Below are 22,798 nucleotides of genomic sequence, written 5' to 3' on the forward strand. Positions count from 1 at the left end.
TGATATACGTTAAAAATTCATCAATGAACTTTTCAAGTTTTTTAAACTTTGGATATGTCTCTTCAAAGTTGTATATCGTGTCACCTACGGGCGCATGTAACAAAAGGTGGGGACGGTAAAGTTACGAATACCTAATGGTAAAACGTTGGCAAAAAAGAAGATGGGAAATAATATGAACACGGCACAAAAATGATATCCTAGTTTTACCACAAACAAAGGAGTCAAAAATGCCGTGTCTAAAAAAAATAATAAGCGAAAACGAAGTAGAGATCCAGAACAAATTAGAAAAGATAAAAGTAAGCGTAAAACTTTGCACAGCAGTTTTGGTGGCATTAGAACTGGGACGTTTTTTAGCATGTAAATTATTAGAGATGGAATTGTTAGAACGTAGCAAAGTAAAGTGTGCTTATCAGAATCTTCAATATCGATCAAAAAATTGGCTAATTCAGAGCAAACATTCAGAGCTTCTAAGACGTCGTCAGTAACTTCATTTATCGAATCATCAACCAGAATTTTATTCGAAGATATTAATCCTATCTTCCTCAGTAATAGGTTTTGTAATTGTATTAGATGAAAACGATGCTTTTAATACTGCATTACCACTTTGTATTGCTTCCAAAAGTACGGAAAATACAACTGTATCTTGCGCATCCAATTTTAGATAGTTATTGTAACGAACCGTTTTACCTACAATTTTTACAGAGGTGTTGTCAGGATCACTTACTGGACGTAATTTATCAACACAATCCAAACGTACTTTTATATTGCGATCTGCGGCTGTTCCTTTATTAACGAGAATGATATCATAACGAAACCTTTCTCCTTTTTGTACAACATACCCAGAACTTTTTCCTTCCAACTGAACTGCAGGGAATCCGCGCCACTCGCTGCAACATTGAGCTGTTTTTATTGAAGTTTGCTTACTCACTACTTCGGCGATTATGCATTCTTTATGTTCCTCATTGGATTGAACAATAATTTGCAGTTGTTGTGTTCCTTTTACTGCCAACCGCGGAAAAGACCATATTATACTTTTTCCAACGAGTGCAGCGTTGCCTGCAGAGACAACATCGATCTCCTGAGGAATTTTAACACGCACGCGAATATCATCTAAAGGTAAACCACCGCTGTTTTTTACCTCTATCATTATGGGAACTTTTCGTTTAATATAAGATATATCTCGACACTTTACACTTGCAGAAACTTTGTACTCCGCCACTTTTGTTTTTAACACGCTTTTTGTTGTTTCTGCCCCTTGTGATTGAATATCAACTTTTACTTTGGCAATTCCTACACGAACGGCTTTCATTGGAAGTGGTAGAATATATGACTCCTGGCTTTCCAAATCTCCCACAGGAACGGTAAAAATATTCAAGCCGCTCTCATGTTCAAAATTTGAGGGCAATTTCACAATCGCTACTGTATTTTTAGCAACGATATCCCCAACATTTTGCACTTTTAATTTGTATGAAAAATTGCTGTTAACACTGACAATTTTGGGATGTCGTTGTAATGAAATTTTGGATATTCCCTTTATTTTAGGATATATAGGAATACGCGCTCCGATAAAAATTTGTTGTTGAATATTTTGCGATGGAATAGAGGCAACAAGCACACTTGTATCATTTTCTAATTCAATATTAATCGAACGTTGTGAGTAACGCCCCAATTGTGAACGCCATAGAATTTCTAAGGAGATTTTGTTATTACTCTTTATAAGAGGTGTAACTTCGAGAATTACTTCGCGGGTACTATCTGAAAGTTTTGCACCACTACTCAAAAATAATTTTTCCTCATTTCGTCCTTGCATTACACTCAGTGAATGTGGTTGAATTTCTTTATCGCGTACAAGAAAAGCCCATACAGTCACCGGCTGTAAATTTTTCTGGTACAAATCCTGAATAAAGCGAATTTTTTGAGCTATCATCTTTTGATTCTCAGGCTTTTGTCGCACAATTAAATTACCTTGCCATACTCCTATCCCAAAACGATTATCTTGCCAACTTTCCTTAGGCACCGAATGTTCGACTACATCCATTAATTTACGACTCTGATTTACAATGCTTTCTTTTTGAGCAAAAATAATATCGGTAATGTTGTAAAATTTTAATTGAGGTAGAAGAGGATAGCGACTTGCTGTTGTAATCACCAACACATTTTCACGGCGAATTATACGTAATTTGGTCATACTCACAAGCAAATTTAAAATATTTTCAACTGTAGAAGACTTTACGTGAAATGTTACCCGTAAAGTCTCCTCATCTCCAATAATTTGCGTAAAAATTTGGGGATCAACAACAATATTTGCTCCCGATTTTTCACGTATTTCAGCAATCACTTTTGTTAAAGGATAATCACTATAGCTAAGAGTTAATTTTTTTTGGAAGTTTTCAGGTAAGGGCTTTATTGTATCGCGAACATCTTCTTTTTTTGAACGACCAATATCACTTAGACGCATCACAAACATCAAAGAGGTTGTTTCGCCAAACGGCGAAATACCGACACAAACCTTTATGTTGAGAGGCACGATAAAGGAAGTCGCTTGATTTTGATACACAGTTGCCTGAGATTTTTGGAAATCAGTCTCTTGTTCGACAACAGAGCAAAATTCAACAAGCACCATATCAGATGATAATAGAGTTGGTCGAATGATACACGAGGTTTGCGGATTTTTTTTATTTGCTTCATTACGATCGGTTAAAAATACAAATTGTTGTGTATACTCGACTGCTGAACTTTGCGATAGAATTTTAATTCCTTGGTTTTTTTTTTTGATCAAAGACCGGATCACTTTTGCCGTTAGTTGCGGCGAGTAAAAATTTCTTATCTCTTTTTGTAAAATTTTGTTTTGTACTTCAATAACTTGTAAATCTATCGCAATTAAAGAACGTTTTTGCGACACTGTATTTAGTATATTTTTAATTTCTTGGTGAACTACGCCTTGCTGTGAAATAAACATGTTGTTATTCAAAACAGAAATAGAGTTTTGCTCATTTTTCCACGTTTCTCGTGCAACAACTCCTTTGATTAAATTTTGTAGCTCATCACTGTTTGTACTTCGGTAAGAATTTCGGAGTTTCTCTACGTATGATTTCATTTCTGCTTTTTCACGCAGATCAGGGAATGCTGCTTGTATTTTGGGGATTAATTCGTGAATATTGTAAGACTCAATCAACGGAGCTTTTTTAGTGTAATCAGAATTCGGATATGTGATAAAAACTGCATCATTACGATAAACATAAACAAGATTAAACATATCTAAGAAAATGTTTAGTGCATTGCGTAGTGAAACATTTTGTAATGTAAGATCCACAGTCAAATTGGATTTAACGCGAAAAAGAGTATTTGTTACTTTTGCATCGACAGCTATATTAATACCATTTTCTTTTTGAATATCTTTTACTACTTCTAAAAAAGAAGCTTTTTCATAACTCCAATTTACAACGATCTTATCTAGTAGTTTGTTTAGGCCATCTAGATCTGCTTTAACAAAAGCAGCTGTTATAAATAACAATATAGCAATACAAGCTTTTTTATTCCATTGATTTACTAACATGAAGTACTTGCCTAAAAATGTTTTGATAATAATCTATGTGTACTCACTGTATAAAGAAATTCAAATCATAATGTGAAGAAAACGCACCCTAAATAAAGATGACGAGAACAGCAAAAACTGCGGCAGCTAAATCTGCAACTAAAAGTAGTAACGAAGAATTTTGCAATACAGCAATCGCTAAAGATATAAGAGAAAAGAATAAAGCCCACACTTCGATAATGAGTTTTGTATTTACTTGCTGATCTTTGACAAAGTATCGCTGGAATAATTCCTCCAGTTTATTATCAAATTTCGCAATGATCGACTTTTTCTCCGTTTGTTGTTTTGACTTTGCAACATCGAATATTACTTCGTCAATACAAAACATTAATTTGTTGACTTTAGCAGAAAAAGACATTGTTTTCCTCTTTCATTACCAATTTTTTTGGAAAGATAAAGTTAAAATAACTATGCTGGTTATGCAAATTCTAAAACTCTTCATTTTCGATCTTATCTATCTTCGCGGGCTGTTCCTTGTAAGTTTCCAGATTCAGTATTTAAAATAATAGGTAAATCTTTTGATGTTGTTCCAATAATAACAATTTTGGTGTTAGGAGACTTCGCGATTTCTTTTGTAGCTTCGATTCCTGCCCATTTCAAGATAGGTATTTTACAAATTTCTTCAAACTTCTTTATCCCCTCTGCTTCAAGGATTTTTCGCTCTTTTTCTTGTAAAGCTTTATCTTTACTGTATTGATACTTTAAAAAATCTTGCTCTTCTACTAGTTTTGCAGTAATCGCTTTTTGCATATCAAGAGGCAACTCTAAACGCATAATTACTGCTGTTACAAACTCTACATACTTTTCACTCTGGGGAAATGCTAAATCAATATTTTCTTTTATTGTTTTTAACAGCTCTTGGAGAAGTCCCTTTTCATCTTTTGAATATATTTCCTCTAGTAAATACTTTCCCATAACACGACGCACAGATGTGATTACTTCAGGACGAATTACTTTTTCGACATAGTCTGGGCCAATGTTGTGATGCAACTTTGGTAAATACTCTTCTATTATGCGAAAACGAGTTGAAACGTCCAATCTAAGCATTAAACCGTTTTTAGTTAATACCTCTATTTTTTCGTGTAATTCTTGCACCCTAATATCATAAATATGCATGATATCTAAAGGAGAAACAATTGTTAAGCCATCGCTATATGATTTACTCATTTGGGTTCCTGTGAATCTTCGCCACAGAACTCCACGGTGACCAGAATCTATCGATATAAAAATATAACGCCATAAGTAGACGCTCATGATTGCTACAATAAGCAAACCAAGATATATTTTAAACTTCCATCTTCTGCGCTTATTTTTTTTTTCGCGTTTATCAACATGATTTTTGTTTATTTTACGGTTTGTCAATTCCATAATTTTTCCGCTACCGAATACAAATATTTATAAGTGAACTAATCAGAAGGCGCTACATATTCCGTAAGTGCGAGGATTAAGAGTCCAACCACAGGGGTAAGAATTAAGGATACCAAAAGGAATCCCCAAAATCCTATAAGACGTCTACGTCCTAGTAGACCTATACATACTGATGCAACGCCATACAGAATTTGTGGAGACAAATACACATACAATATTAAAGACATGATTTTACCTTTAAAACAAACCTATCTTATTTTTTAATAATACCCTTGAAGATCAAAACATAATGCTCTACAAATAGAATGTAAATACGCGCGCTCTATCAAACCGCTGTCAACTTAACAAGGGTATATACTATATCCATCAAACAAACCAATAAACAAAAATATCCACTGGTTATAGTCGTTCAGTAGGTTGAATGTATAGCTATGAAAAGTATTAATACAACTTAGGCTATAATCAAACGAAATATCTTGTTTTGTAATATGTAAGCAGTTGTGTATCGATTAGCTAGAAAAAAGACCTTTTTTGGTACTTCGTGCATTGTTGCGATCTTGCACGTGTTTTTCGGCTGTGTTGTGTACTTCTTTCTTTGCTTTTTCAACATCTAGGTCTTCCAAATTACCACCGTCAGCAAAATGCTTAATGAAGACCTTGCCAACGCCATACGTGATTCCAGTCGAAAAAACCGACATAGTTGCAGCTCCAAAAACTGTTCCAACCACAGGAACAACTTTCATAAGAGATCCAGTTGCTATTGCGCCAACCTTGCCATAAGCAAGAGCACTTGATCCGGCCCCTCCTAGTATCGAAGCGATAAGCGAACGTCCCAGTTTCTTAGAAAAAGGTATCTCATATAAATTTGAGAGTTCTTTGATCATTTTTAGCTGGACAGACGTAACAGCAGCTATATCCAAAAAAGGAACGACTATAAGCCCTCCTCCTGCCGCCCACGCCATATTGCGATGTACAATTTCCATCGCCTGTTCTAAACGTTCATCTTTTTCTTCTACTTCTGGCTGAGCTGTTTTTTCCTCGTTTGTAGCTGTTGTCATCTCAACTCCTTAGAATTATAAATATAAAGTATTTCATAGAAACTGGTAGCTTGGTTTACAAGCTACCAGTTTCTATAGTATGTTGTTTTAGATTTTTATACTATCAAAACACGTGATAACAAGCAAAGCTTATCCAAAATTTACTTATATACCATGGTAAGCATTAACTCTATTTTTACAAACTTGATAATCGTGTTATTCAGATGTAAATTGCAATGCCTAGTGATTAAATTTCAGTCAGTACAAATTTTACATATTTTGAATAGATAGCTGAAGAATAGGTGGATTTTGGCTGGGTGCTTGGGTGTGCCAACTTGTTTTAGTTTTATGAGAAACTCGTTTTTATAGAATTGCTCGTCGATCTGCTACTGAAAGTACTTCTATTATTAATATCTGTCGATGTTTAAAACTCATAGAAAAAATTTCCTGACCTATGGACGACAATTTCTTTTGCGCGGGCTCGTAAGTGGGTTCGAAAAAACAAGTAATATTTTGAATAATAACAGGCTCTAACATTAGTAAAAAACGATAATAGATTTACTATATAAAAATATAAAATCATTTTCTTTCTAAAGAGTCATAGAGCCTTTGACTTACAGTTGTTAGAGTGCACTGCGAAAGGTCATCTAATTTGTCATAACTTATCTTAACAACAGTAAAGTTTTCTCCTAAGGGAGTAGCCATTTCTAACTTTTCAATTGCATTTTTATAAGCATTTTGTTCTGTTTTACCAAGTTCCTGTATCATAAGGACATTCTCATTAACTTCACTGGCTGTAGCGTAGACTCCGTAGTGCCATACTCCTTTAGATTCTGATGCCCAGCTGCCACGCACCGCGATTTTGCTTCCCCATAATCGTTTTGCTAAATTAGTCGTTTTCTCCTGTACTAAACTATAATTTTCACCGGAAGTTATTAGCCAATTTTCTCCCTGGGAAAGATCGACAACACTCATTGCTTTAGAACGTTCAACTAGTAAACTACAGATAAAAAAGACCTTCGCATCTCGATATTTTTCTTTGATGATTTTGATATTTTTTCCCAAAAGAGTAATCGCTTTAGAAAAAGCTTTTTTCCGCGCAACATTTCTCACACGATCTACTCCGCGAAATAGCCATGCGCGGTTTTGCGACATTTCAGCATTTCTTGTGAGATTTATTGTTAAGCGGCAAATTACTTTTAGCCTTCCCTGATAGCGCTCGCGAACAACAGTAAAGTTATCTCCATGAAAACGCTGAGCTTTCATAACAGCGTGGCTTCTTGCTTCTTGTTTTGTTGATCCTCTACCAGTAAAAACACGTATTCCTGCGCTATGAGTTTCAGAGCGTAAAATAATATTCACTTGCCAATTTTTTAGCAGTGGTGGAGCGATATACATCTTCTTAACAATAGTATAATCTTTAGAAAAAGCACTGACCTTGCGCATTGCCTCTTCTTGTGCTTGCTCTAGAGTTTGTCCTGTTGTTGACACTACAATTTCTTCGGAAAATATAGGAATCAAAATAGTTAGAGTGATAATAAAAACAGATATCTTAAACATTTTTGACCTCGAAAGTGGAAAGTTATTTTCAATGAGTATATAAACCATTATAAAAAAACTTTCTGTAAAACGCGAAAAAAATGTGTAAGGAGTGTCGTTCATTTAACTAAACGACAAACGTGGGCGAATTTTTTACCTTACCAATGCTTGTAGCATACTATAGTAATTTGGGTTATAATGATAAAAAACAACCACAGATTCACTAACATAAAGAAAATTTAATTTCATTAAGAAATTAATTCTCTTCGCGAGATTCGCGCCACACATCGAGTTTGTAAGAGTAAGCTTTAGCTACCTTCTATTAGTTCAACAGATCTCCCATCTGGGTCTTTCACAACCATCCTCATTCCTCACTCAGTTTTTTTGGGTTTCTTTACGATTTGATAGCCTGCTTTGTTTATCTTCTCCGTTAGAGAATCAATAGATGAGGCTGAAAATCCTAATCTTGTGGTGTGACATCCTGTCTTATTTGTAGGATATATTTCAAAAATACACTGTTGAATTGCGCATGAAAAATGAATTGGGCCGCTACCGTGTTTTTCTTGTTCAAAACTCAATCCTAGTAACTCATAAAAAGCCTTTGTTTTTTTTATGTCTGGTGTTTTTATCACAATTAAATTTATAGATTTTATCATAAATATTCTTTCTAAGTAAACTGACAAGGGATATAAATTCCACTAGTCGATTTTTTTTTGTAATTTATATAACAGAAAATTTACATGGTTGTCGATATTTATTTGATATATTGTACAGAAGTATAGTGATTTGTCACAAACATCTAAAGATGTAACGTAGAGGCATTGAAATTAATTCGCACTTCACTTCTATTAAATTAATAAAAGGAAATTAGATGAATAATTCAGTACTTTGCATATGGATTATTATATCCATCTCGATACTCTATGCAGATGAAAAATGGCATGCATATGGAAAAGATGGTCGAGGAGTTCGCTACTCTTCTCTTGAGCAAATTAACACAAAAAATGTTTCGCAACTAAAGATTGCGTGGAAATATCGGACTGGCGATTTGAAAAACACTGCTAGTTTTAAAAAGAAAGCCGCTTTTGAGTGCACTCCAATTGTTGTTGCAAATACCATGTATATTGCAACTCCTACTTGCAAAGTTATCGCTTTACAAGCAGATAGTGGAAAATTATTATGGTCATATGACCCCAAAGTAAACCCACGAATTTCTTATTCAGAGTATACAAATAGAGGTGTTTCTACATGGCAAGATCCACAGAAAGAAGTTTCTCAGTTTGGATACCGTAGGATATATCTAGGGACACTTGATGCAAGACTAATCTGTTTAGATGCACAAACAGGAGAGTTATGCAAAGATTTCGCACTAAATGGTATTGTAGACTTAAAAGATGGTATTAACCTGAGTAACAAAAATTCGAGAAACTATCAACTTACTTCTCCGCCAGCAATTATTGGCAATTCAATTATTGTTGGTTCTGCTATTGCAGATAATCACAAAGTAAAAACTGAACGCGGTGTCGTACGTAGTTATCATGCAAAAACGGGAAAACTACAGTGGAGTTGGGATCCAATTCCTCGTTCGAAAAGTGCTCTATTTGCCGATACTTGGAGAGGAAAACAGGCTCTATCTACTGGAGGCGCAAATGTCTGGTCTATTATATCTGTAGATCACAAGCGTGATTTGATTTTTTTACCAACATCGTCCGCAAGCCCTGATTTCTATGGAGGCGAACGTCTTGGTGATAATGTTTATGCTAACTGTGTCGTCGCAATAAAAGCTTCTACGGGTAAAGTAAAGTGGCACTTTCAAGTAGTGCATCATGACTTATGGGATTACGACGTTCCTTGTCAGCCTATGCTAACTACTATAGAAAAAAATCAAAAAAAAATAGATGTTGTCATCCAAGGAACAAAAATGGGACATATTTTTGTTTTGGATAGAGATACAGGAGAGCCTATTTTTCCTGTAGAGGAACTAGCTGTTGCAAAAAGTGATATCAAAGGAGAAATCACTTCACCTCTACAACCTTTTCCAACAATTCCACCACCGTTACTCAAAAATCTTACAGAAAAACAAAAATTGTGGGGAGTAAATGAGCAAGACCGCAAATACGCCAAGCAAAGTTTTAATACATTTCGCTATGAAGGTATATTTACTCCTCCTAGTTTGGAAGGTACAATTGTCTATCCAAGTACTGTTGGAGGAATGAATTGGGGAGGAGCTACTTATGATAAACATAAAGATTTACTCGTGGTACCTCTAAATAGTATTGCTCATATTATCAAATTAATCCCGCGCAATAATTATCAAGAACACAATGAAAATAAATTTTTTCGCGCAGAAGTTTCTCCACAACATGGGACGCCCTATGGAATGGAACGTCAGATTTTTTTTCTTCCGAGTGGTTTACCTGCAACCGCGCCACCATGGGGCACGCTTGCGGCAGTACAACTTACTACTGGTAAAATAAAATGGCGCATTCCTCTAGGTTGGATGGTGGACCCAAAAAAAGTGCCTGATTCTCCCAAATGGGGATCTGTTATACTTGGTGGACCAATCTCTACAGCAGGAGGGCTTATATTTATTGCTGGAACATATGATTATCATCTACGCGCTATCGCAAGTGATACAGGACAAGAATTGTGGCGTACTCAACTACCAGCTGGTGGACAAGCGACACCCATGACTTATCAAGTGAACAAAAAACAATATGTAGCAATATGTGCAGGAGGACACGGCAAAATGCAAACAAAACAAGGGGATTATGTGATGGTATATGCTTTGGATGATAAGTAGCCTGTCATCAACCAGAAGATAGTAGGTACAATAAGCTGGAAACGGAAGATTGGAAGGTGTCCCAGCAGTTGTGAGATAGAAAAATATGTACCTTTGGATAGAAGACTAGGTCTAAAATCAAATCAACGTGCGAGTAATGAACTGCGAAAAGTGGGATGTTTATTATCAGTATTTATCCCATACAGTATATCATCATTGATTCTAAAACATTGACAAGAATAAAAATTTGCCCAAAAACAATTTGGAATTGGAGCCAAATATTCGAAAATAAGGCCTCAGAAATAATGGAATATGAAACGCTTCTTTTAGATTCTAAGCTAGGTTTGTCTGTAGAGAAATTGGACCCACAAATTTCCAATTTACCTTTAGCTATAGGAGGTGACGGTGTATTTGTGTCCTTTAGACCTAATGAATGTAGTCCTGATGGCCTGATTTGGACGGAATATTTTTACATCAGATTATCAAGCCACGAGTACGATGTGGTAGTATACCAGTTGTTGCTCGTTAGAAGACCATAATGTCTCTATTCGTCTCTTGTCAAATTAGGATTGAGGTTATTGGGGGAGCAACCAGAGGAATATTCTTGTTATACTTTTTTTAAACATAAAACAAATAAAAAAGTTTTTTTTGAGTTACCAGACCTAGTAAAAAATAGGGATAACTCGATAAAATCTATTTGTCTCGAAATGAATTCTTGAAGAGTTCTTGAGATCTTAGGTTCTCCTGATCATATAGAATCGTTTTCAATAAAAGACCAACGGCATTATGAATAGGGAGAAATTTGGGATTACTACTATGGTGCGTCCCTTGTTAAGGACCATCAAAAAAATAAAAAAGAAGAACTATGCAACTTTAGCAAATCGCTTAGAAAAATAAACTTCAGTAGCATAATCAAGAGATTGGTGTAATCTCTCGTTATTATAAAACTCTATATATTTATAAATAACCTCCTTTGCTTTATTGATAAGTAACCTGACAAAAATAGTTATCTATTAAAAAATTAGGCCACAGAGACGCATGTCCACTGATTCCAAACGTTAATCGTTTTTTGTATATCAAAGTTATATTCAATGTTACCGCTATTGTAATGCCAAAAGAATTTTCGAAGAGTAAAACACAGCTCGTCTAAAGATTCAAAGACCGAATTCTTTACAGTAACATGTTTCACAAAAAGCCAAAACCTCTCAATAGGATTTAGTTTTGCTCCTCTAGGAGGTAAAAAATGTAGAGAAAACCCATCATGGTTTTGCAAAAAATATTCTATTTCAACAGAAGTATGAAAACGAGCATTATCAAGAACTATGTGAATGATTTTATTGCGAAATCTTTGTCGTATCTGGCGAAGAAAAAGAACCATTTCTTCGCTATTACATTTTTTACACATTCGATAATAAAATTTTTTATCGTGGGGATTAAAGCCTCCGAACAACCAGCGCTTTTGTCTAGATCCAGATGCCTGAATCTGATGTTGTTCATCACAAGGAAACCAATATCCACCAGGTAAACCATCAAGATAAAAAGCTGATTGATCAACAAATAAAAGCACTTCTTGATGTTCGTTTAAGTTACGAAGCAATCTCAAAACATCTCGTTGCTCTTTATCCAGTAATGGTTGAATGGGAAACAGCTCTTTCTTACTTCGATGATAACTCCATCCATTAGAATGCAGCCATCTCGAAATCGTTCTTTGGCTTATGAAAATCGAAAAAGATTTTGCCAGATAGTCTCTAATAATTTTCAGTGTCCAGTTACTATGAAAGTAGTGTTTTCCTAGCTTACTGGGTTTACTTGTTTGTATTGTTGTTTGAATCTCTTGGGAGCAATTAGCACTTATCAAGCAAGGTCTTCCTGGCCTTTGTAAATCGAATATTCCCCAGATACCGTTTTCTTTGTATTTACAAACGGTGTTGTACACCGTCTTGCGACAACAGAAACATTGTGCTGCTATTTGATTTCGCGTATAGCTTACTGTTGCACTTGTTGATAACAATATTATTTGGGCTCTATAAGATACTCGACCGATACCTTTTTTATAGATTTTTTTTAGTAATTTACGTTCTTTTCCTGTAAGATTTAGGATACTTATTTTCGCATTCATTGTTTTTCCTTTTTGATAAATAAACAATGAATGCATTATCCTCTTCTTACCTCTAAATTCATCAAAAATTGTCAAAAATCTTTTACAACCCTTTAAAATCAATGGGTAATTATTTTTGTCGCATTACTTATGGCTCAATATAAGCAGAAAATGGTTTACATTAAAAATCGAAAACTTTTCATAAATAACGAAAATGCTGTACGCACAGGTTTTAAACGTAAATCTTTTTCGTTGATTACAATTATAATACGCCAACATTTGTTACGAGATGAACGAGTAATTATCTGTATGAATTTGCCGTCCTTTGTTCTATTCGAACTAGAGTAGCACTTTTTTTTGCCAAACTGTGTGCGACCTTTTTTGAATTTATCTTTTATTTTAAAAACTTCTTGGTAGTGTTTGGCTACTTCAGTAAAAAAAGTAGCTCCTTGAAGTAATCTAGAGCCAGTATCACTAAAAACAAAAACTTGAATTTCTTTTGAGATTAAACTAGTAAGAACCGCGTTATTTTTATCTCTTCCTGCGCGTGCTGTCCAAACGGTATTAAATGAAAATTCTACTTTTTTTCGATCTTTACTATTAAGTTCTTGGTACTCTTTTTCGCTTAGAAGCTTTTCGCCAAAAAAGTAGTATGGTGTACCGTTTTTATCGGCAAACGCAAAAAATGGTAAAAAAAATATGATAAAATATAATGTGTATTTCATGTCTAAATCCTATTCTTCTTCTGATAAAACTTCTTCAGGTATTTCCGATTGTACATATACTACATCCCAAGGTTGTAATTCAAATCCACCGCTTACATCGTAATCTAGATTTACAATGCTGCGACGTCCATTTTGTAGTACTCTATACACTTGGATATTTTTTGTATTTGATGTTTTCAAAAATCCACCAGCTTGGTTTAGTGAGTCTTTTAGTGTCGGTTTATTTTGTCCGTCAAAACTAAAACATACACCACCAGCTTCCGCCTTTACAGCACCAAAAACGTAAATGGGTTGTGATATTCCCGGAAAAATAACTCGGTCGTGTGCGTATAGAAGTAGATTGTCTCCTCCTATTCCTTCCTCAACAGGTAAAGATAGACCGCGTATAAATAAAAATTTTCCTGGGTAGCCCCATGCTTTACGGACGAGTAGATATTCTCTCTGGCCTAAACTTGTAAAACCATCCGTTTTTAAAATTAAATTCATAATATTCCAGTCTTCTCCTGGAGGATATTCGTAGGTGCCAGGAGATTGTACTGCACCACGTACATCAATAGATCTTCTGCCAAAACTAACGATCTTGTACTGATTAAAATCAACGCCATGGTTATAGTTCAATAGTTTGATTACTTCGCGAACTCTCTTACCTACAGCAAAGAATCGTATGTCGCGAATTCCAACGAAATAGCCATCACCATTTACATAACCTACGTCTCCGGTATTTAACGCAATGCGATCTCCGGGGACTAAATAAATTAATTCTGTACCAGCTTCTCCTGTAGAGCGAACATTTAGATCTGTCATATTGCATGCACACAATAATAAACATCCAATGAAAATGCTGTATTTTTTCATCATAAAATTCCTGCTATATAGTTTTGGCAATGACAAACTGCTATTGCTAAAGCATCTGATTCATCATCACCCATCTCTTTATCAATATTTAGTATTCTTTGCACCATAAATTTAATTTGAGATTTATGTGCCCTTCCGCCACCAACAATTGCTTTTTTTACCTTTGTAGCATCGTATTCGAATATTTCTAAATCTTTTTGTGCTGCTGCAAGAAGAACAACCCCGCGTCCTTCTCCTAGTTTTATTGCACTTTGGATATTTTTACCGAAAAATACTTTTTCGACTGCAGCGTGTTGCGGTTCGTATTCTTCTATTACCTGCGAGATCTCGCGATGAATGACTCGTAAACGTTTGGGAATAGGTTCTTTTGTGTTTGTACGAACAGCACCTGAAGTTATGCATGTCAAGCGGTTGCCATTTTTTTCAACAACAGAATAGCCTACGATTCTCGTTCCTGGATCTATGCCCATTACTCTCATTTCTTGCCTTTGCTTTTTTGAACTGTAAGTAAACGTTTTTTAAATTCTAACAAACTGTTTTTAGGAATCTCTTTTTGCAATAAAAAAACAGCATATTCCGCTAAATAAACATCCGTGTGAATGGCCAATTCAAAAAATGTTTTTAATGCTTGTACATAGTTTTTTGAAATTTCGTTACTGTTCGGGTTGCTACTAAGAAGTACCTTGTATTCATTCAGTATGCGATGTAATTTTCTAACAGTTTGATGATTATTCTTTGTTGCTAAAGCCGACTTTATAGACTTTGACAGCTTTTTTTGTATCCGTAAAGTATTATTTACAGATAAATGATTTTCGTATTTGTTATATCCTACAAATATTAATGCCACTAACGCAAAAGTTGTAAGATACAGAATATGATGACGTATCGAGGTAATTAAGGAGTAATACCAAGGGAATGCTCCGCTTGCTAAAGGTTGTTTATTTAAATAACAACGTATGTCCATAGCCATTTTAAAGCCATCAATATAGCGATATTTTTTATTTTTTGCTGTTGCTCGTTTGCAAATCATTTTTACTGATGAAGGTACATCTCGACCATGCCAAGGTAGATCAAAAAATAAAATTTGTATTTTATGCCAAAATTTATTTGGAGTAGAGAAAGGATGTCTGTTCATGAGCATTTCATACAATACAATTCCTAGGGAATATACATCGCTTTGGGCGTCAACATTACTGCTAAACACTTGTTGAGGAGAATGATAAACTGTTGTATTGCTAGGTTTGCCAAAAACTTTAGTGAGTAAAGTGACTTGCCCAAAACCTTTTATATAAGGGTTTCCTGAATCATCGATGATGATGTTTTCTGGAGTAAGTTGCTGATGAATTAAGCGATGACGGTGAGTAATTCCAATTGTTTCCGCTAAGCGAAGCACAATAGCCAGTGCTTGGTGAATTGTAAATTTTTTAGCCGAATCCAGTTCATGTGCTAGAGTATTACCACTAATATACGGCATTGCAATATAATGTTGTTCATCAACAACCCCAATATCGTGAACAGGTATTATGTTTTTATGACGTAGTTTTTTTATCACTTTCATTTCTTTGGAAAACCAGCGAATAGCCATTACTGATTCACTAGATATCGAAAAATTAAACAATTTGATAGTAAAACTTTTTCCAAGTTTTTCGTGCCAAGCCTTATATTCTTTGTATTTTTCGCCTTCGTAGATAGCTTTTTCAATAGTGTAATCACCTATACGCAATAAAGAAGAGTCATATTCTTCGGCAGCGACAAAGCCATTTTTTACTGCTAGGAGATTTTCATCGACTAAACCAGGTACGTCACCACCTTTTTTGCTAAATCCTTTAAAAAAACAGTGTTCCATATCAGCAGTAATAATACCTTGAGAAAGTATAATCGGTTCCCATATTTTTTTGTTGCGTTGAGCATTCTTCATTTCTACAGCCATTATTTTTTCGTATTCTTCTGCTGATAGATAGTTATAACGTACTAGCATTTGCGCAATAACTTTTTCTAAGTATATTAGGCGCACTTTATTCCAAGCCTCTGGCTCTATAACATTTTGTAGATGTTGAGAACACGAAGTTTTTTGACAGAGAGATACCGTTTCATGTAACTGTATTTCAGAGATATAGCCTAATTTATGTGCAATTTTAGCAAATAAACGATGACTTTTGTGAAGTTTCATCCCATTATGGTGAGGTTTAGACTGGTATAGACCTCACGCTTCCTTTCTAGGTTGAAATATCTTGGCAACAAACTGTTGTTTTTTAAGGTCGACGCATTCTAGCTTAGAACGCGGTTTTTCTTATTAAATGATAGGAGAATTACCAATAATAGTCAAAGATAATTATGTTCTCTTGTAGGCGTTATTTAGATTTTTTAATCAATAGATCGATAAACGATTTGTAATTGTCATAATAATCCATGATAAGTGGACGTCCTTGGTGTCCTGCCTTAGATTCCAAATCAGTAAAGATATGATAGAGTTCATTCCAAGAAGAGCGGATATTTTTTAAATCGCGGTTAGTGATGAAAGAACGAAATCTTTGAACGTGCTCGTTATCAATGCCAATGAAATCAAAGTATTCATCGTGAAAGTAAAAAACGATTTCTTCTAACTCTTCTTTACTTTTTTTGTTAAATGAACGTAGGTAATTGTAGTCTAAAAATTTTACAAATAACCAAAGTACAAAAATGACAAAAAATAACGCTTTCAAAAATATGAAAAAAGTTTCCATCTTGATATTCCTCGCTTAACCTTTAATCGTAAAAATAGGTTCTAGTTCTGCAACGGTACCTACAATATTTCCTTGTACTTGGCTGTCAATAACCGCTGAAATATCTTTGTACGCATACGGTGCTTCTTTTTTGATTTCTTCTTCCCATTTTTTGATAATATCAGGGCGTGATTTTAAATCAAGCCTTTGTGGGTCTATAGGAGTAATGATCTTAAATTTTTCCATAAATGCACGAAATTTTTGTTTATCATGACGAATAGCTTGCCCACGTGAAAGACTACGCCCTGCGCCGTGGCTTGCGCTAGATAAAAAAAGCTCACGACCTTTACCGCACATTAAGAAACTTGAAGAGCCCATCGAGCCTGGTATCATCACTGGTTCTCCGTAGTACTCAAACGGCGTGTTATTCATTTCTGCGGCACTTCGTGCAGGATTAGCTCCCTTACGATGAATATAACTGCCGTTTTCTTCATGAACAATATTGTGTCCTGTATCGTACACTAGGTCAAAGTTTACATCACCAATTACTTCGTGGATACATTTTTCTAACATCAACCCTAAGAATAAACGGTTGGCAAATGCAAAATTCGCCGCGTTATACAAAGATGCCCAAAAACAGTTCCAATACTTTTGATATTTTTCTGACTGAGGAAGAACAAATATTTTATTTTGCGGCTGTGCTAAGCTACTAGGATAAATTTCTTGAGCAATTTGACCAAAAAAATTCCCAGTGGGATAACCAATACTAACGCAGCCAGTATGGATCATCACGACCACTTGATCTTTTTTTATTCCCCACTGATAAGCGGTTTTATTATCACATATTTTTTTTACTTTTTGTACTTCGACAAAATGATTACCTCCACCAATAGAACCAATTTGGTCATCATAATTGAGTTCTTTGCGACCTAAAAAGTCTTGTAGCGCAAAAATATCATCGGTAATAAAAGAACCGTTGTCATTTACGCGATTGAGTTCTATTTCCTGTTTATTAGCACAGTAGTATTTCCAAATTCCCTTGTCATTTGCCATTGTGTGAGTATTTAATACTCCGAGTAATCCTTCTTTAAATAGACTCTCACGTTGGACGCGTGTCATTGGTATTTGCCGCCCGCCTTCAAAGAAAACATGGCGTATTTTTTGAGATAACTGTGTGAAGCAATCTGCAATTTTTTGCGGAGAAAGGTCTGTAGTATAAAAACGTATGCCGCAATTTACGTCTTTACCTATCGCTTGTGGTGAAACGAACCCAGTGGTCTTCATTACTGTACCAATGGGAACTCCACGCCCTTTATGGAAATCTGGGGTAATCGCTACTTGCTCTATTTGTGGAGTTATGTCAAAAAAATTATTATCTTCTTTATCGATATTGCGAATATTCTCTGCAAGTTCGAGAAGTTGTAAAAGCTCCTGCACCGCATTTTTTTCAATTTTTACCTGCGAATTTGCACAAATGTTTACAGGAATGTTGTATTTGTTTTTTAAAGTTAATAAACAGTCATTGATTCTCTCCATTACTTCACTCTCTATTATGTAAAGATATTGTACTAGTTACAAAATCGATTGTATAAATATAGTATATTTTTTCTTAATTGATGACTCTTAGTCTAGGGAGTTCTCTTATATTCCATCATTCTGGTAATTGCTTTGCTTGGTCATTAATTTTGCGTATGGTTTCAATAGCAGCTTGCGAAAAATTTTAGTAAACTTAAAAATAAACTTTGCATTCTGCTAATCTAGATTTAATAAGTTTTTTTTGTTCATCGGTACATTTAGCTGCGTATAAATTTAATTCTTGTAAATTTTGTAGCTGACAAATTTCAATGGGAACATTTTTGAGGTTATTATCATAAAGATTTAAACGTTTTAGATTTTGTAATTGAGAGATTTGTGGTGGTAATGTATTTATTTTATTAAAACCCAAGAACATAACTTCTACATTCATCAAATCGCATAGTTCAAGGGGAAAAGATTCTACCATATTGTTGTATAAATTTAATTTGGTAAGAGATTGTAGTTTTCCCAGTTCAGGTACTAGTTTAGTGATTGTATTTGTAGATAAGTCTAGCTTTTCTAAATTGTGTAATTTCCCCAATTCAGTTATTAATTCAACAATTCTATTTTGGGACAAATCCAATATTTTCAAAGAACATAATAGTCCCAATTCAGGTATCAATTTTGTGATTCCGTTATTTGATAGTCCCAGTATATTCAATGATTTCAATGTGCCTAATTCAATAGGTAATCGATTGATTTCATTATAATGTAGTCTTAGTATTTTTAGGCTTTGCATTTTTTTGAACGAGGGCGGTAAACTACTGATATTGTTTTGACATAGTTCTAATATTTCCAAGTCAGGCAAATTTGTCAATTCGCGTAAATTCGTTATACGACAGTTGTTCAAAAATAGCTGCTTTAGACTTTTAAAATTTTCTAATTCGCAGGGCAAGTCTATAATTTCGTTATTGGACAAATCTAGAATCTCAAGTTTGGGTAAAACAAGTAATTCCTCTGGAAAAAAACTAATTTTATTATAACATAATCGCAATTCTTTTAAGTGTTTTAGTTTTGAAAGGTGTTGTGGTAGATCGCTAATGTTATTAAAAGCTAAATCAAGACAAGTTAGATATTCTATATCAAGAACATAGTTTGGGATTTTTTCAAGATCTCTTTCGGAAAGATTTAACCTAAACTCTCCTGAAAACCCACAATTAACAAATGTACAATTTTCAAGACCAGAAAATGCTATATTACCTCTAAAAGAGCAATTTTTGAAATGCGAATTTTCAATACTTGGAAGCTCGTCTTCATAGCCATAGGGAGAGTCGTAGCTTGTGTCATAATCATCATCTGATTCGTACGAATAAGAGTCATAACTGTAATAATCTCCATCTTCTTGGCAATAGGAATACTCATAATCCTTGGACTCACAATAAAATGTACAACCTTCATAGAAGGTGTCTTTTTGGATATTTTTTAATATTTTTTTATTTATTTTTTCCACAGGAGACTCAACTTAACAACGAATGGTATTTTGAAAATTAGCCAAAATAAATTGATTTTGAAAAGTGTATAAAGAAAAATGAATTCCGTAGCAATAAAAGATAAAAGCAAAAAAAAGATATAAAATAACATTACTAAAAATACCAAACGCACTACAACATTTTTTTAGATAATTTTTGTAAATTTCAGAGAAACAGAGCTCCAATCGAAATAATAAAAAGGTACCTTTCTAAGCACTTAATTCTTATCAGGTTGAAAGCCAAGAGTGCTTTCTTTATATTCATTGATTTGAAATAAATCTATAACAACAGTCTCAAATTGTTATAATTACATAAGGTATATTAGTTATTATGCTGTGTTAAAAAAAGCAATCGCCGCCCGTTCGCAAGCAACTTTGCAAAATACTGTAATTTTTTTGTCGGAAATTTATTAGAAGATCCTTGGACAGTTAAACGATGATATTAGAATACAAACTATATAAACCACAAATCAATAAAAGTATACGACGGGAACGCGCTATACAAAAAATAGACTTGAATAAAAAACTTAATGTTGTTTGTGCGCCGGCTGGTTATGGTAAAACAACCGCTGTGATTCAAAAACTTGCGAAGTACAAAAACTATAGTTGGTTTACCATTGATAAAAGCGACAATGCCTTAAAAAGTTTTTTTTCCTACGTAGAAGAAATGTTCGTTCGGGTATTGCGTCTTAATAGAAGTATGATGATTTTGCAATCAGCGAATGCATATTCTCCTGAATTTATTGCTGATACATTACTGCGCAAATTTCGCAAAACGTCGCAACATATATATCTTATTTTCGAAGACTACCACTATATTGATAATAATGATATTCATCGAGCGATGAATTTTTTATTGGAACATCTTTCACCGAAAATACACATAATTATCATTACGCGACACGAATTACCATTTGCTGTTTCCCGTATGCGTGTGCAGGGAGAAGTCGCTGAAATAGACATTAAAGACTTACAGTTTAGTTACGATGAAGTAAAGCATTTTTTCTGCGATCTATATAAAATGAAATGCTCAGACAATGAAATTGCAAATATTTTTAATCTGACAGAAGGTTGGCCTGTTGCCTTAAAGTTAATTACTAGCATTACAAAAAATGGGCAAATACCCAAGTTAGAAAATTCAAAAGAACAGATTATTACTTACCTTTTAGATGAAGTTTTGCATACATGCCCAAAACCCATTTATGATTTTTTGATGTACACTTCAATATTCGAACATTTGCAAGAGGAAGTGTGTTTGGCCGTCGTTTTACATTTAGACTTTTCTTTAGCTGATAAATTACCTTTGCCTATTCTTGAGTATCTTGAAAAACAAAACGTATTTATTGTTGCCGTCGATCGACAAAAAAATATCTATCGCTATCATCATTTGTTTCGCGAGCTTTTAAATGAGCGACTGAAAAAATGGCATTTATCAAAATATACTTCTCTACACACCTATGCTAGCAAGTGCTATGTAGAGCAACAATATTTTTCTCAGGCTATTCATCATGCAATCTGCGCTAAAAAATTTGATCTTGCCGCCGGTTACATAGATAGTATTTATTTAAAGTTACTTTACCAGGAAGATTTCTATACATTAGTTCGCTGGGTAAAACTGCTACCTCACGATACTCTATGTAAATACTCGCGTTTATGCTGTACTTATGTACTTTTGTTGTATGGAAAAGAACAGTTTCTAGAGTTAAAAGTTCTTAGTGAGTTGGCAAAAAACGTAGAGTATACGCTTATACTAAAGGCTTTATACTCTTCATATTCTGGAGACCAAAAAAATTGTATTTCTTTAGCAACGTCTGTCTCTCAAAATGATTGTAACTACATATTTTTAAAAGAATTGGTATTGTTTTTACTTGCGCATGCACATCATGATTTAAAAGAATGGGCTGTTGCTGATGATTACTACCAAGAAGTTTTTAATCTTAATTCACTGACAAAAAATAACATTCTTCGTTGTGCAATTGTTGGTTACTGGAGCGAGTTACAAATAGATATTGGGCATTACCGTAGTGCCTACGAAATATTGGAATTAGAAGCGAAGAAACTTCAAGTATGGAATGGAGAAAGCTGTATTATAAATGAAAAGCTCGGCACACTTCCGGCTCATATTTTGACGAAAATGGCAAATATTTTATACTTACAGAATGATCTAGCGAAAGCACAAGCAATCACCGAGCACATTTGGTTGATTTTTGATTTAGAAGAACAGCAAGGCGATATTTACATTGCTTATCTTTTAAAAATGCAATTAGCATACGCAAGTGGAGAGGTTGAAAAAATTTGTCATTGGATACAAAAAATAGAAAAACTAGATCTATGTATTGAACCAACAGCAACTTGGGCTTATTATACAGTTCTATATTACAAGCTACAGCTAGCACAAAAATTTCCTCACATGAGTTTCTTGTCTGAAAAAATGCAAAAAGTAACTTGTTATATTGATTCAAAACGCGCAAACGATTTTGCGATATTTCTTAACGTAAAACTGTATATAATACGCGGCAAACTAGATGACGCATTGTTACTTGTTAATAAGTTAATCTCGCAATCAGAGAAATATTTGCTACTTTGGAGTTTAATCGTTAAATCTTCTATTCTATATTCGCAAAAAAATATACATCAAGCGACAAAAGTAATGGAGCAAGCAATTGAAATGGCTGCTCCTCAAGGAATTGTACGCCCATTTTTAGAAGAAGGAAATCGTTTTTTAATCGAAAAAGTGCAGAAACATTCGCAATTTGTAAAACTTCTCGTACCAACACCAAATATTTCCAAAAAAACACCAGGGCTATTACAACCACTAAATACAAGAGAACGCGAAATTCTCTTTTTATTATGTAAATCATATACCTATAAACGCATAGCTGAAGAACTTTATTTGTCAATCAATACTGTAAAATGGTATCTGAAAATAATATATGAAAAGTTAATGGTCTCAAATCGCAAACAAGCAGTAAAAAAAGCCTATGAACTAAATCTATTCTAAGTAGCTTTTGTAGGAAATTCTATTTATTTTGCCAACAACCGAAATCTTATGCA

General features: G+C 34.3%; 20 protein-coding genes. 4 read left to right on the forward strand and 16 right to left on the reverse strand.

Annotated features, from left to right (window positions below; genetic code table 11):
• The first annotated feature begins 227 nt into the window (after positions 1 to 227).
• Positions 228 to 485 carry a hypothetical protein gene (locus UABHE_RS21425; protein WP_372365330.1) on the forward strand — a complete coding sequence of 86 codons (258 nt, stop codon included), beginning with the start codon at positions 228 to 230 and terminating at the stop codon, positions 483 to 485.
• 29 nt (positions 486 to 514) lie between these two features.
• Here UABHE_RS21425 and UABHE_RS21430 read toward each other — a convergent pair whose 3' ends face one another.
• From UABHE_RS21430 to UABHE_RS21460, 7 genes are all read right to left on the reverse strand, one after another.
• Positions 515 to 3,556, reverse strand: coding sequence for a hypothetical protein (locus tag UABHE_RS21430; RefSeq protein ID WP_372365331.1), 3,042 nt, complete (start codon positions 3,554 to 3,556; stop codon positions 515 to 517).
• Between the two features lie 88 nt (positions 3,557 to 3,644).
• Positions 3,645 to 3,953, reverse strand: coding sequence for a hypothetical protein (locus UABHE_RS21435; RefSeq protein WP_372365332.1), 309 nt, complete (start codon positions 3,951 to 3,953; stop codon positions 3,645 to 3,647).
• A 92-nt stretch (positions 3,954 to 4,045) separates the two neighbouring features.
• Positions 4,046 to 4,963 (reverse strand): prohibitin family protein, encoded by a 918-nt coding sequence (locus UABHE_RS21440; protein ID WP_372365333.1) that lies wholly within the window; start codon positions 4,961 to 4,963, stop codon positions 4,046 to 4,048.
• A 38-nt stretch (positions 4,964 to 5,001) separates the two neighbouring features.
• Positions 5,002 to 5,190 carry a hypothetical protein gene (locus UABHE_RS21445; protein WP_372365334.1) on the reverse strand — a complete coding sequence of 63 codons (189 nt, stop codon included), beginning with the start codon at positions 5,188 to 5,190 and terminating at the stop codon, positions 5,002 to 5,004.
• A 282-nt stretch (positions 5,191 to 5,472) separates the two neighbouring features.
• Complete coding sequence (locus UABHE_RS21450; RefSeq protein ID WP_372365335.1) at positions 5,473 to 6,021, reverse strand: YcjF family protein; 549 nt, start codon at positions 6,019 to 6,021, stop codon at positions 5,473 to 5,475.
• 558 nt (positions 6,022 to 6,579) lie between these two features.
• Complete coding sequence (locus tag UABHE_RS21455) at positions 6,580 to 7,560, reverse strand: hypothetical protein (RefSeq protein WP_372365336.1); 981 nt, start codon at positions 7,558 to 7,560, stop codon at positions 6,580 to 6,582.
• Positions 7,561 to 7,910: 350 nt separating this feature from the next.
• Positions 7,911 to 8,195: a VOC family protein gene (locus tag UABHE_RS21460; RefSeq protein WP_372365337.1), complete on the reverse strand. Its 285-nt coding sequence runs from the start codon at positions 8,193 to 8,195 to the stop codon at positions 7,911 to 7,913.
• 215 nt (positions 8,196 to 8,410) lie between these two features.
• Here UABHE_RS21460 and UABHE_RS21465 point away from each other — a divergent pair, with 215 nt between their 5' ends.
• Together UABHE_RS21465 and UABHE_RS21470 are read left to right on the forward strand one after the other, a co-directional pair.
• Positions 8,411 to 10,342, forward strand: coding sequence for a pyrroloquinoline quinone-dependent dehydrogenase (locus UABHE_RS21465; protein ID WP_372365338.1), 1,932 nt, complete (start codon positions 8,411 to 8,413; stop codon positions 10,340 to 10,342).
• A 155-nt stretch (positions 10,343 to 10,497) separates the two neighbouring features.
• Positions 10,498 to 10,860: a hypothetical protein gene (locus UABHE_RS21470; RefSeq protein ID WP_372365339.1), complete on the forward strand. Its 363-nt coding sequence runs from the start codon at positions 10,498 to 10,500 to the stop codon at positions 10,858 to 10,860.
• A 324-nt stretch (positions 10,861 to 11,184) separates the two neighbouring features.
• On the opposite strand, the gene UABHE_RS21475 is transcribed toward UABHE_RS21470, so the two are convergent.
• The 9 genes from UABHE_RS21475 to UABHE_RS21515 all read right to left on the reverse strand — a co-directional run bounded on the left by UABHE_RS21475 (position 11,185) and on the right by UABHE_RS21515 (position 19,726).
• On the reverse strand, positions 11,185 to 11,331 hold the full coding sequence (locus tag UABHE_RS21475) for an IS3 family transposase (protein ID WP_372371664.1): 147 nt from the start codon (positions 11,329 to 11,331) through the stop codon (positions 11,185 to 11,187).
• Positions 11,332 to 11,342: 11 nt separating this feature from the next.
• Entirely contained in the window at positions 11,343 to 12,440 is a 1,098-nt protein-coding gene (locus UABHE_RS21480) for an IS630 family transposase (RefSeq protein ID WP_372365340.1), read from the reverse strand.
• A gap of 155 nt (positions 12,441 to 12,595) precedes the next feature.
• Positions 12,596 to 13,144 carry a hypothetical protein gene (locus tag UABHE_RS21485; protein ID WP_372365341.1) on the reverse strand — a complete coding sequence of 183 codons (549 nt, stop codon included), beginning with the start codon at positions 13,142 to 13,144 and terminating at the stop codon, positions 12,596 to 12,598.
• A gap of 9 nt (positions 13,145 to 13,153) precedes the next feature.
• Positions 13,154 to 14,002, reverse strand: a complete 849-nt coding sequence (locus UABHE_RS21490; protein ID WP_372365342.1) for an SLBB domain-containing protein — start codon at positions 14,000 to 14,002, stop codon at positions 13,154 to 13,156.
• The gene (gene ruvC, locus UABHE_RS21495; protein ID WP_372365343.1) at positions 13,999 to 14,478 is read right to left on the reverse strand and encodes a crossover junction endodeoxyribonuclease RuvC; all 480 of its coding nucleotides are present in this window, start codon (positions 14,476 to 14,478) and stop codon (positions 13,999 to 14,001) included. Before ruvC ends, UABHE_RS21490 begins: the two co-directional genes overlap by 4 nt.
• Positions 14,475 to 16,169: a serine/threonine protein kinase gene (locus UABHE_RS21500; RefSeq protein ID WP_372365344.1), complete on the reverse strand. Its 1,695-nt coding sequence runs from the start codon at positions 16,167 to 16,169 to the stop codon at positions 14,475 to 14,477. The genes ruvC and UABHE_RS21500 overlap by 4 nt, the downstream gene beginning before the upstream one ends.
• 181 nt (positions 16,170 to 16,350) lie before the next feature.
• Positions 16,351 to 16,722, reverse strand: coding sequence for a hypothetical protein (locus UABHE_RS21505; protein WP_372365345.1), 372 nt, complete (start codon positions 16,720 to 16,722; stop codon positions 16,351 to 16,353).
• Positions 16,723 to 16,737: 15 nt separating this feature from the next.
• A complete protein-coding gene (locus UABHE_RS21510; protein WP_372365346.1) occupies positions 16,738 to 18,237 on the reverse strand; it encodes an RtcB family protein in 1,500 nt (499 codons plus the stop codon).
• A 193-nt stretch (positions 18,238 to 18,430) separates the two neighbouring features.
• A complete protein-coding gene (locus UABHE_RS21515; protein ID WP_372365347.1) occupies positions 18,431 to 19,726 on the reverse strand; it encodes a leucine-rich repeat domain-containing protein in 1,296 nt (431 codons plus the stop codon).
• 454 nt (positions 19,727 to 20,180) lie between these two features.
• On the opposite strand from UABHE_RS21515, the gene UABHE_RS21520 reads away from it, so the two are divergent.
• Complete coding sequence (locus UABHE_RS21520) at positions 20,181 to 22,745, forward strand: LuxR C-terminal-related transcriptional regulator (RefSeq protein WP_372365348.1); 2,565 nt, start codon at positions 20,181 to 20,183, stop codon at positions 22,743 to 22,745.
• Positions 22,746 to 22,798 lie beyond the last annotated feature (53 nt).

The sequence above is a fragment of the Candidatus Uabimicrobium helgolandensis genome, assembly GCF_041508025.1.
Classification (GTDB): domain Bacteria; phylum Planctomycetota; class Uabimicrobiia; order Uabimicrobiales; family Uabimicrobiaceae; genus Uabimicrobium; species Uabimicrobium helgolandensis.

Excerpts from the sequence above, each read along its gene's own strand:
- UABHE_RS21485 (WP_372365341.1), bottom strand. The coding sequence starts at position 13,144 with ATGAAATACACATTATATTTTATCATATTTTTTTTACCATTTTTTGCG.
- UABHE_RS21505 (WP_372365345.1), bottom strand. The coding sequence starts at position 16,722 with ATGGAAACTTTTTTCATATTTTTGAAAGCGTTATTTTTTGTCATTTTT.
- UABHE_RS21455 (WP_372365336.1), bottom strand. The coding sequence starts at position 7,560 with ATGTTTAAGATATCTGTTTTTATTATCACTCTAACTATTTTGATTCCT.
- UABHE_RS21450 (WP_372365335.1), bottom strand. The coding sequence starts at position 6,021 with ATGACAACAGCTACAAACGAGGAAAAAACAGCTCAGCCAGAAGTAGAA.
- UABHE_RS21470 (WP_372365339.1), top strand. The coding sequence starts at position 10,498 with ATGTTTATTATCAGTATTTATCCCATACAGTATATCATCATTGATTCT.
- UABHE_RS21460 (WP_372365337.1), bottom strand. The coding sequence starts at position 8,195 with ATGATAAAATCTATAAATTTAATTGTGATAAAAACACCAGACATAAAA.
- UABHE_RS21490 (WP_372365342.1), bottom strand. The coding sequence starts at position 14,002 with ATGATGAAAAAATACAGCATTTTCATTGGATGTTTATTATTGTGTGCA.
- UABHE_RS21500 (WP_372365344.1), bottom strand. The coding sequence starts at position 16,169 with ATGAAACTTCACAAAAGTCATCGTTTATTTGCTAAAATTGCACATAAA.
- UABHE_RS21520 (WP_372365348.1), top strand. The coding sequence starts at position 20,181 with ATGATATTAGAATACAAACTATATAAACCACAAATCAATAAAAGTATA.
- UABHE_RS21510 (WP_372365346.1), bottom strand. The coding sequence starts at position 18,237 with ATGGAGAGAATCAATGACTGTTTATTAACTTTAAAAAACAAATACAAC.
- UABHE_RS21465 (WP_372365338.1), top strand. The coding sequence starts at position 8,411 with ATGAATAATTCAGTACTTTGCATATGGATTATTATATCCATCTCGATA.
- UABHE_RS21425 (WP_372365330.1), top strand. The coding sequence starts at position 228 with ATGCCGTGTCTAAAAAAAATAATAAGCGAAAACGAAGTAGAGATCCAG.
- UABHE_RS21440 (WP_372365333.1), bottom strand. The coding sequence starts at position 4,963 with ATGGAATTGACAAACCGTAAAATAAACAAAAATCATGTTGATAAACGC.
- UABHE_RS21435 (WP_372365332.1), bottom strand. The coding sequence starts at position 3,953 with ATGTCTTTTTCTGCTAAAGTCAACAAATTAATGTTTTGTATTGACGAA.
- UABHE_RS21430 (WP_372365331.1), bottom strand. The coding sequence starts at position 3,556 with ATGTTAGTAAATCAATGGAATAAAAAAGCTTGTATTGCTATATTGTTA.
- UABHE_RS21445 (WP_372365334.1), bottom strand. The coding sequence starts at position 5,190 with ATGTCTTTAATATTGTATGTGTATTTGTCTCCACAAATTCTGTATGGC.
- ruvC (WP_372365343.1), bottom strand. The coding sequence starts at position 14,478 with ATGAGAGTAATGGGCATAGATCCAGGAACGAGAATCGTAGGCTATTCT.
- UABHE_RS21480 (WP_372365340.1), bottom strand. The coding sequence starts at position 12,440 with ATGAATGCGAAAATAAGTATCCTAAATCTTACAGGAAAAGAACGTAAA.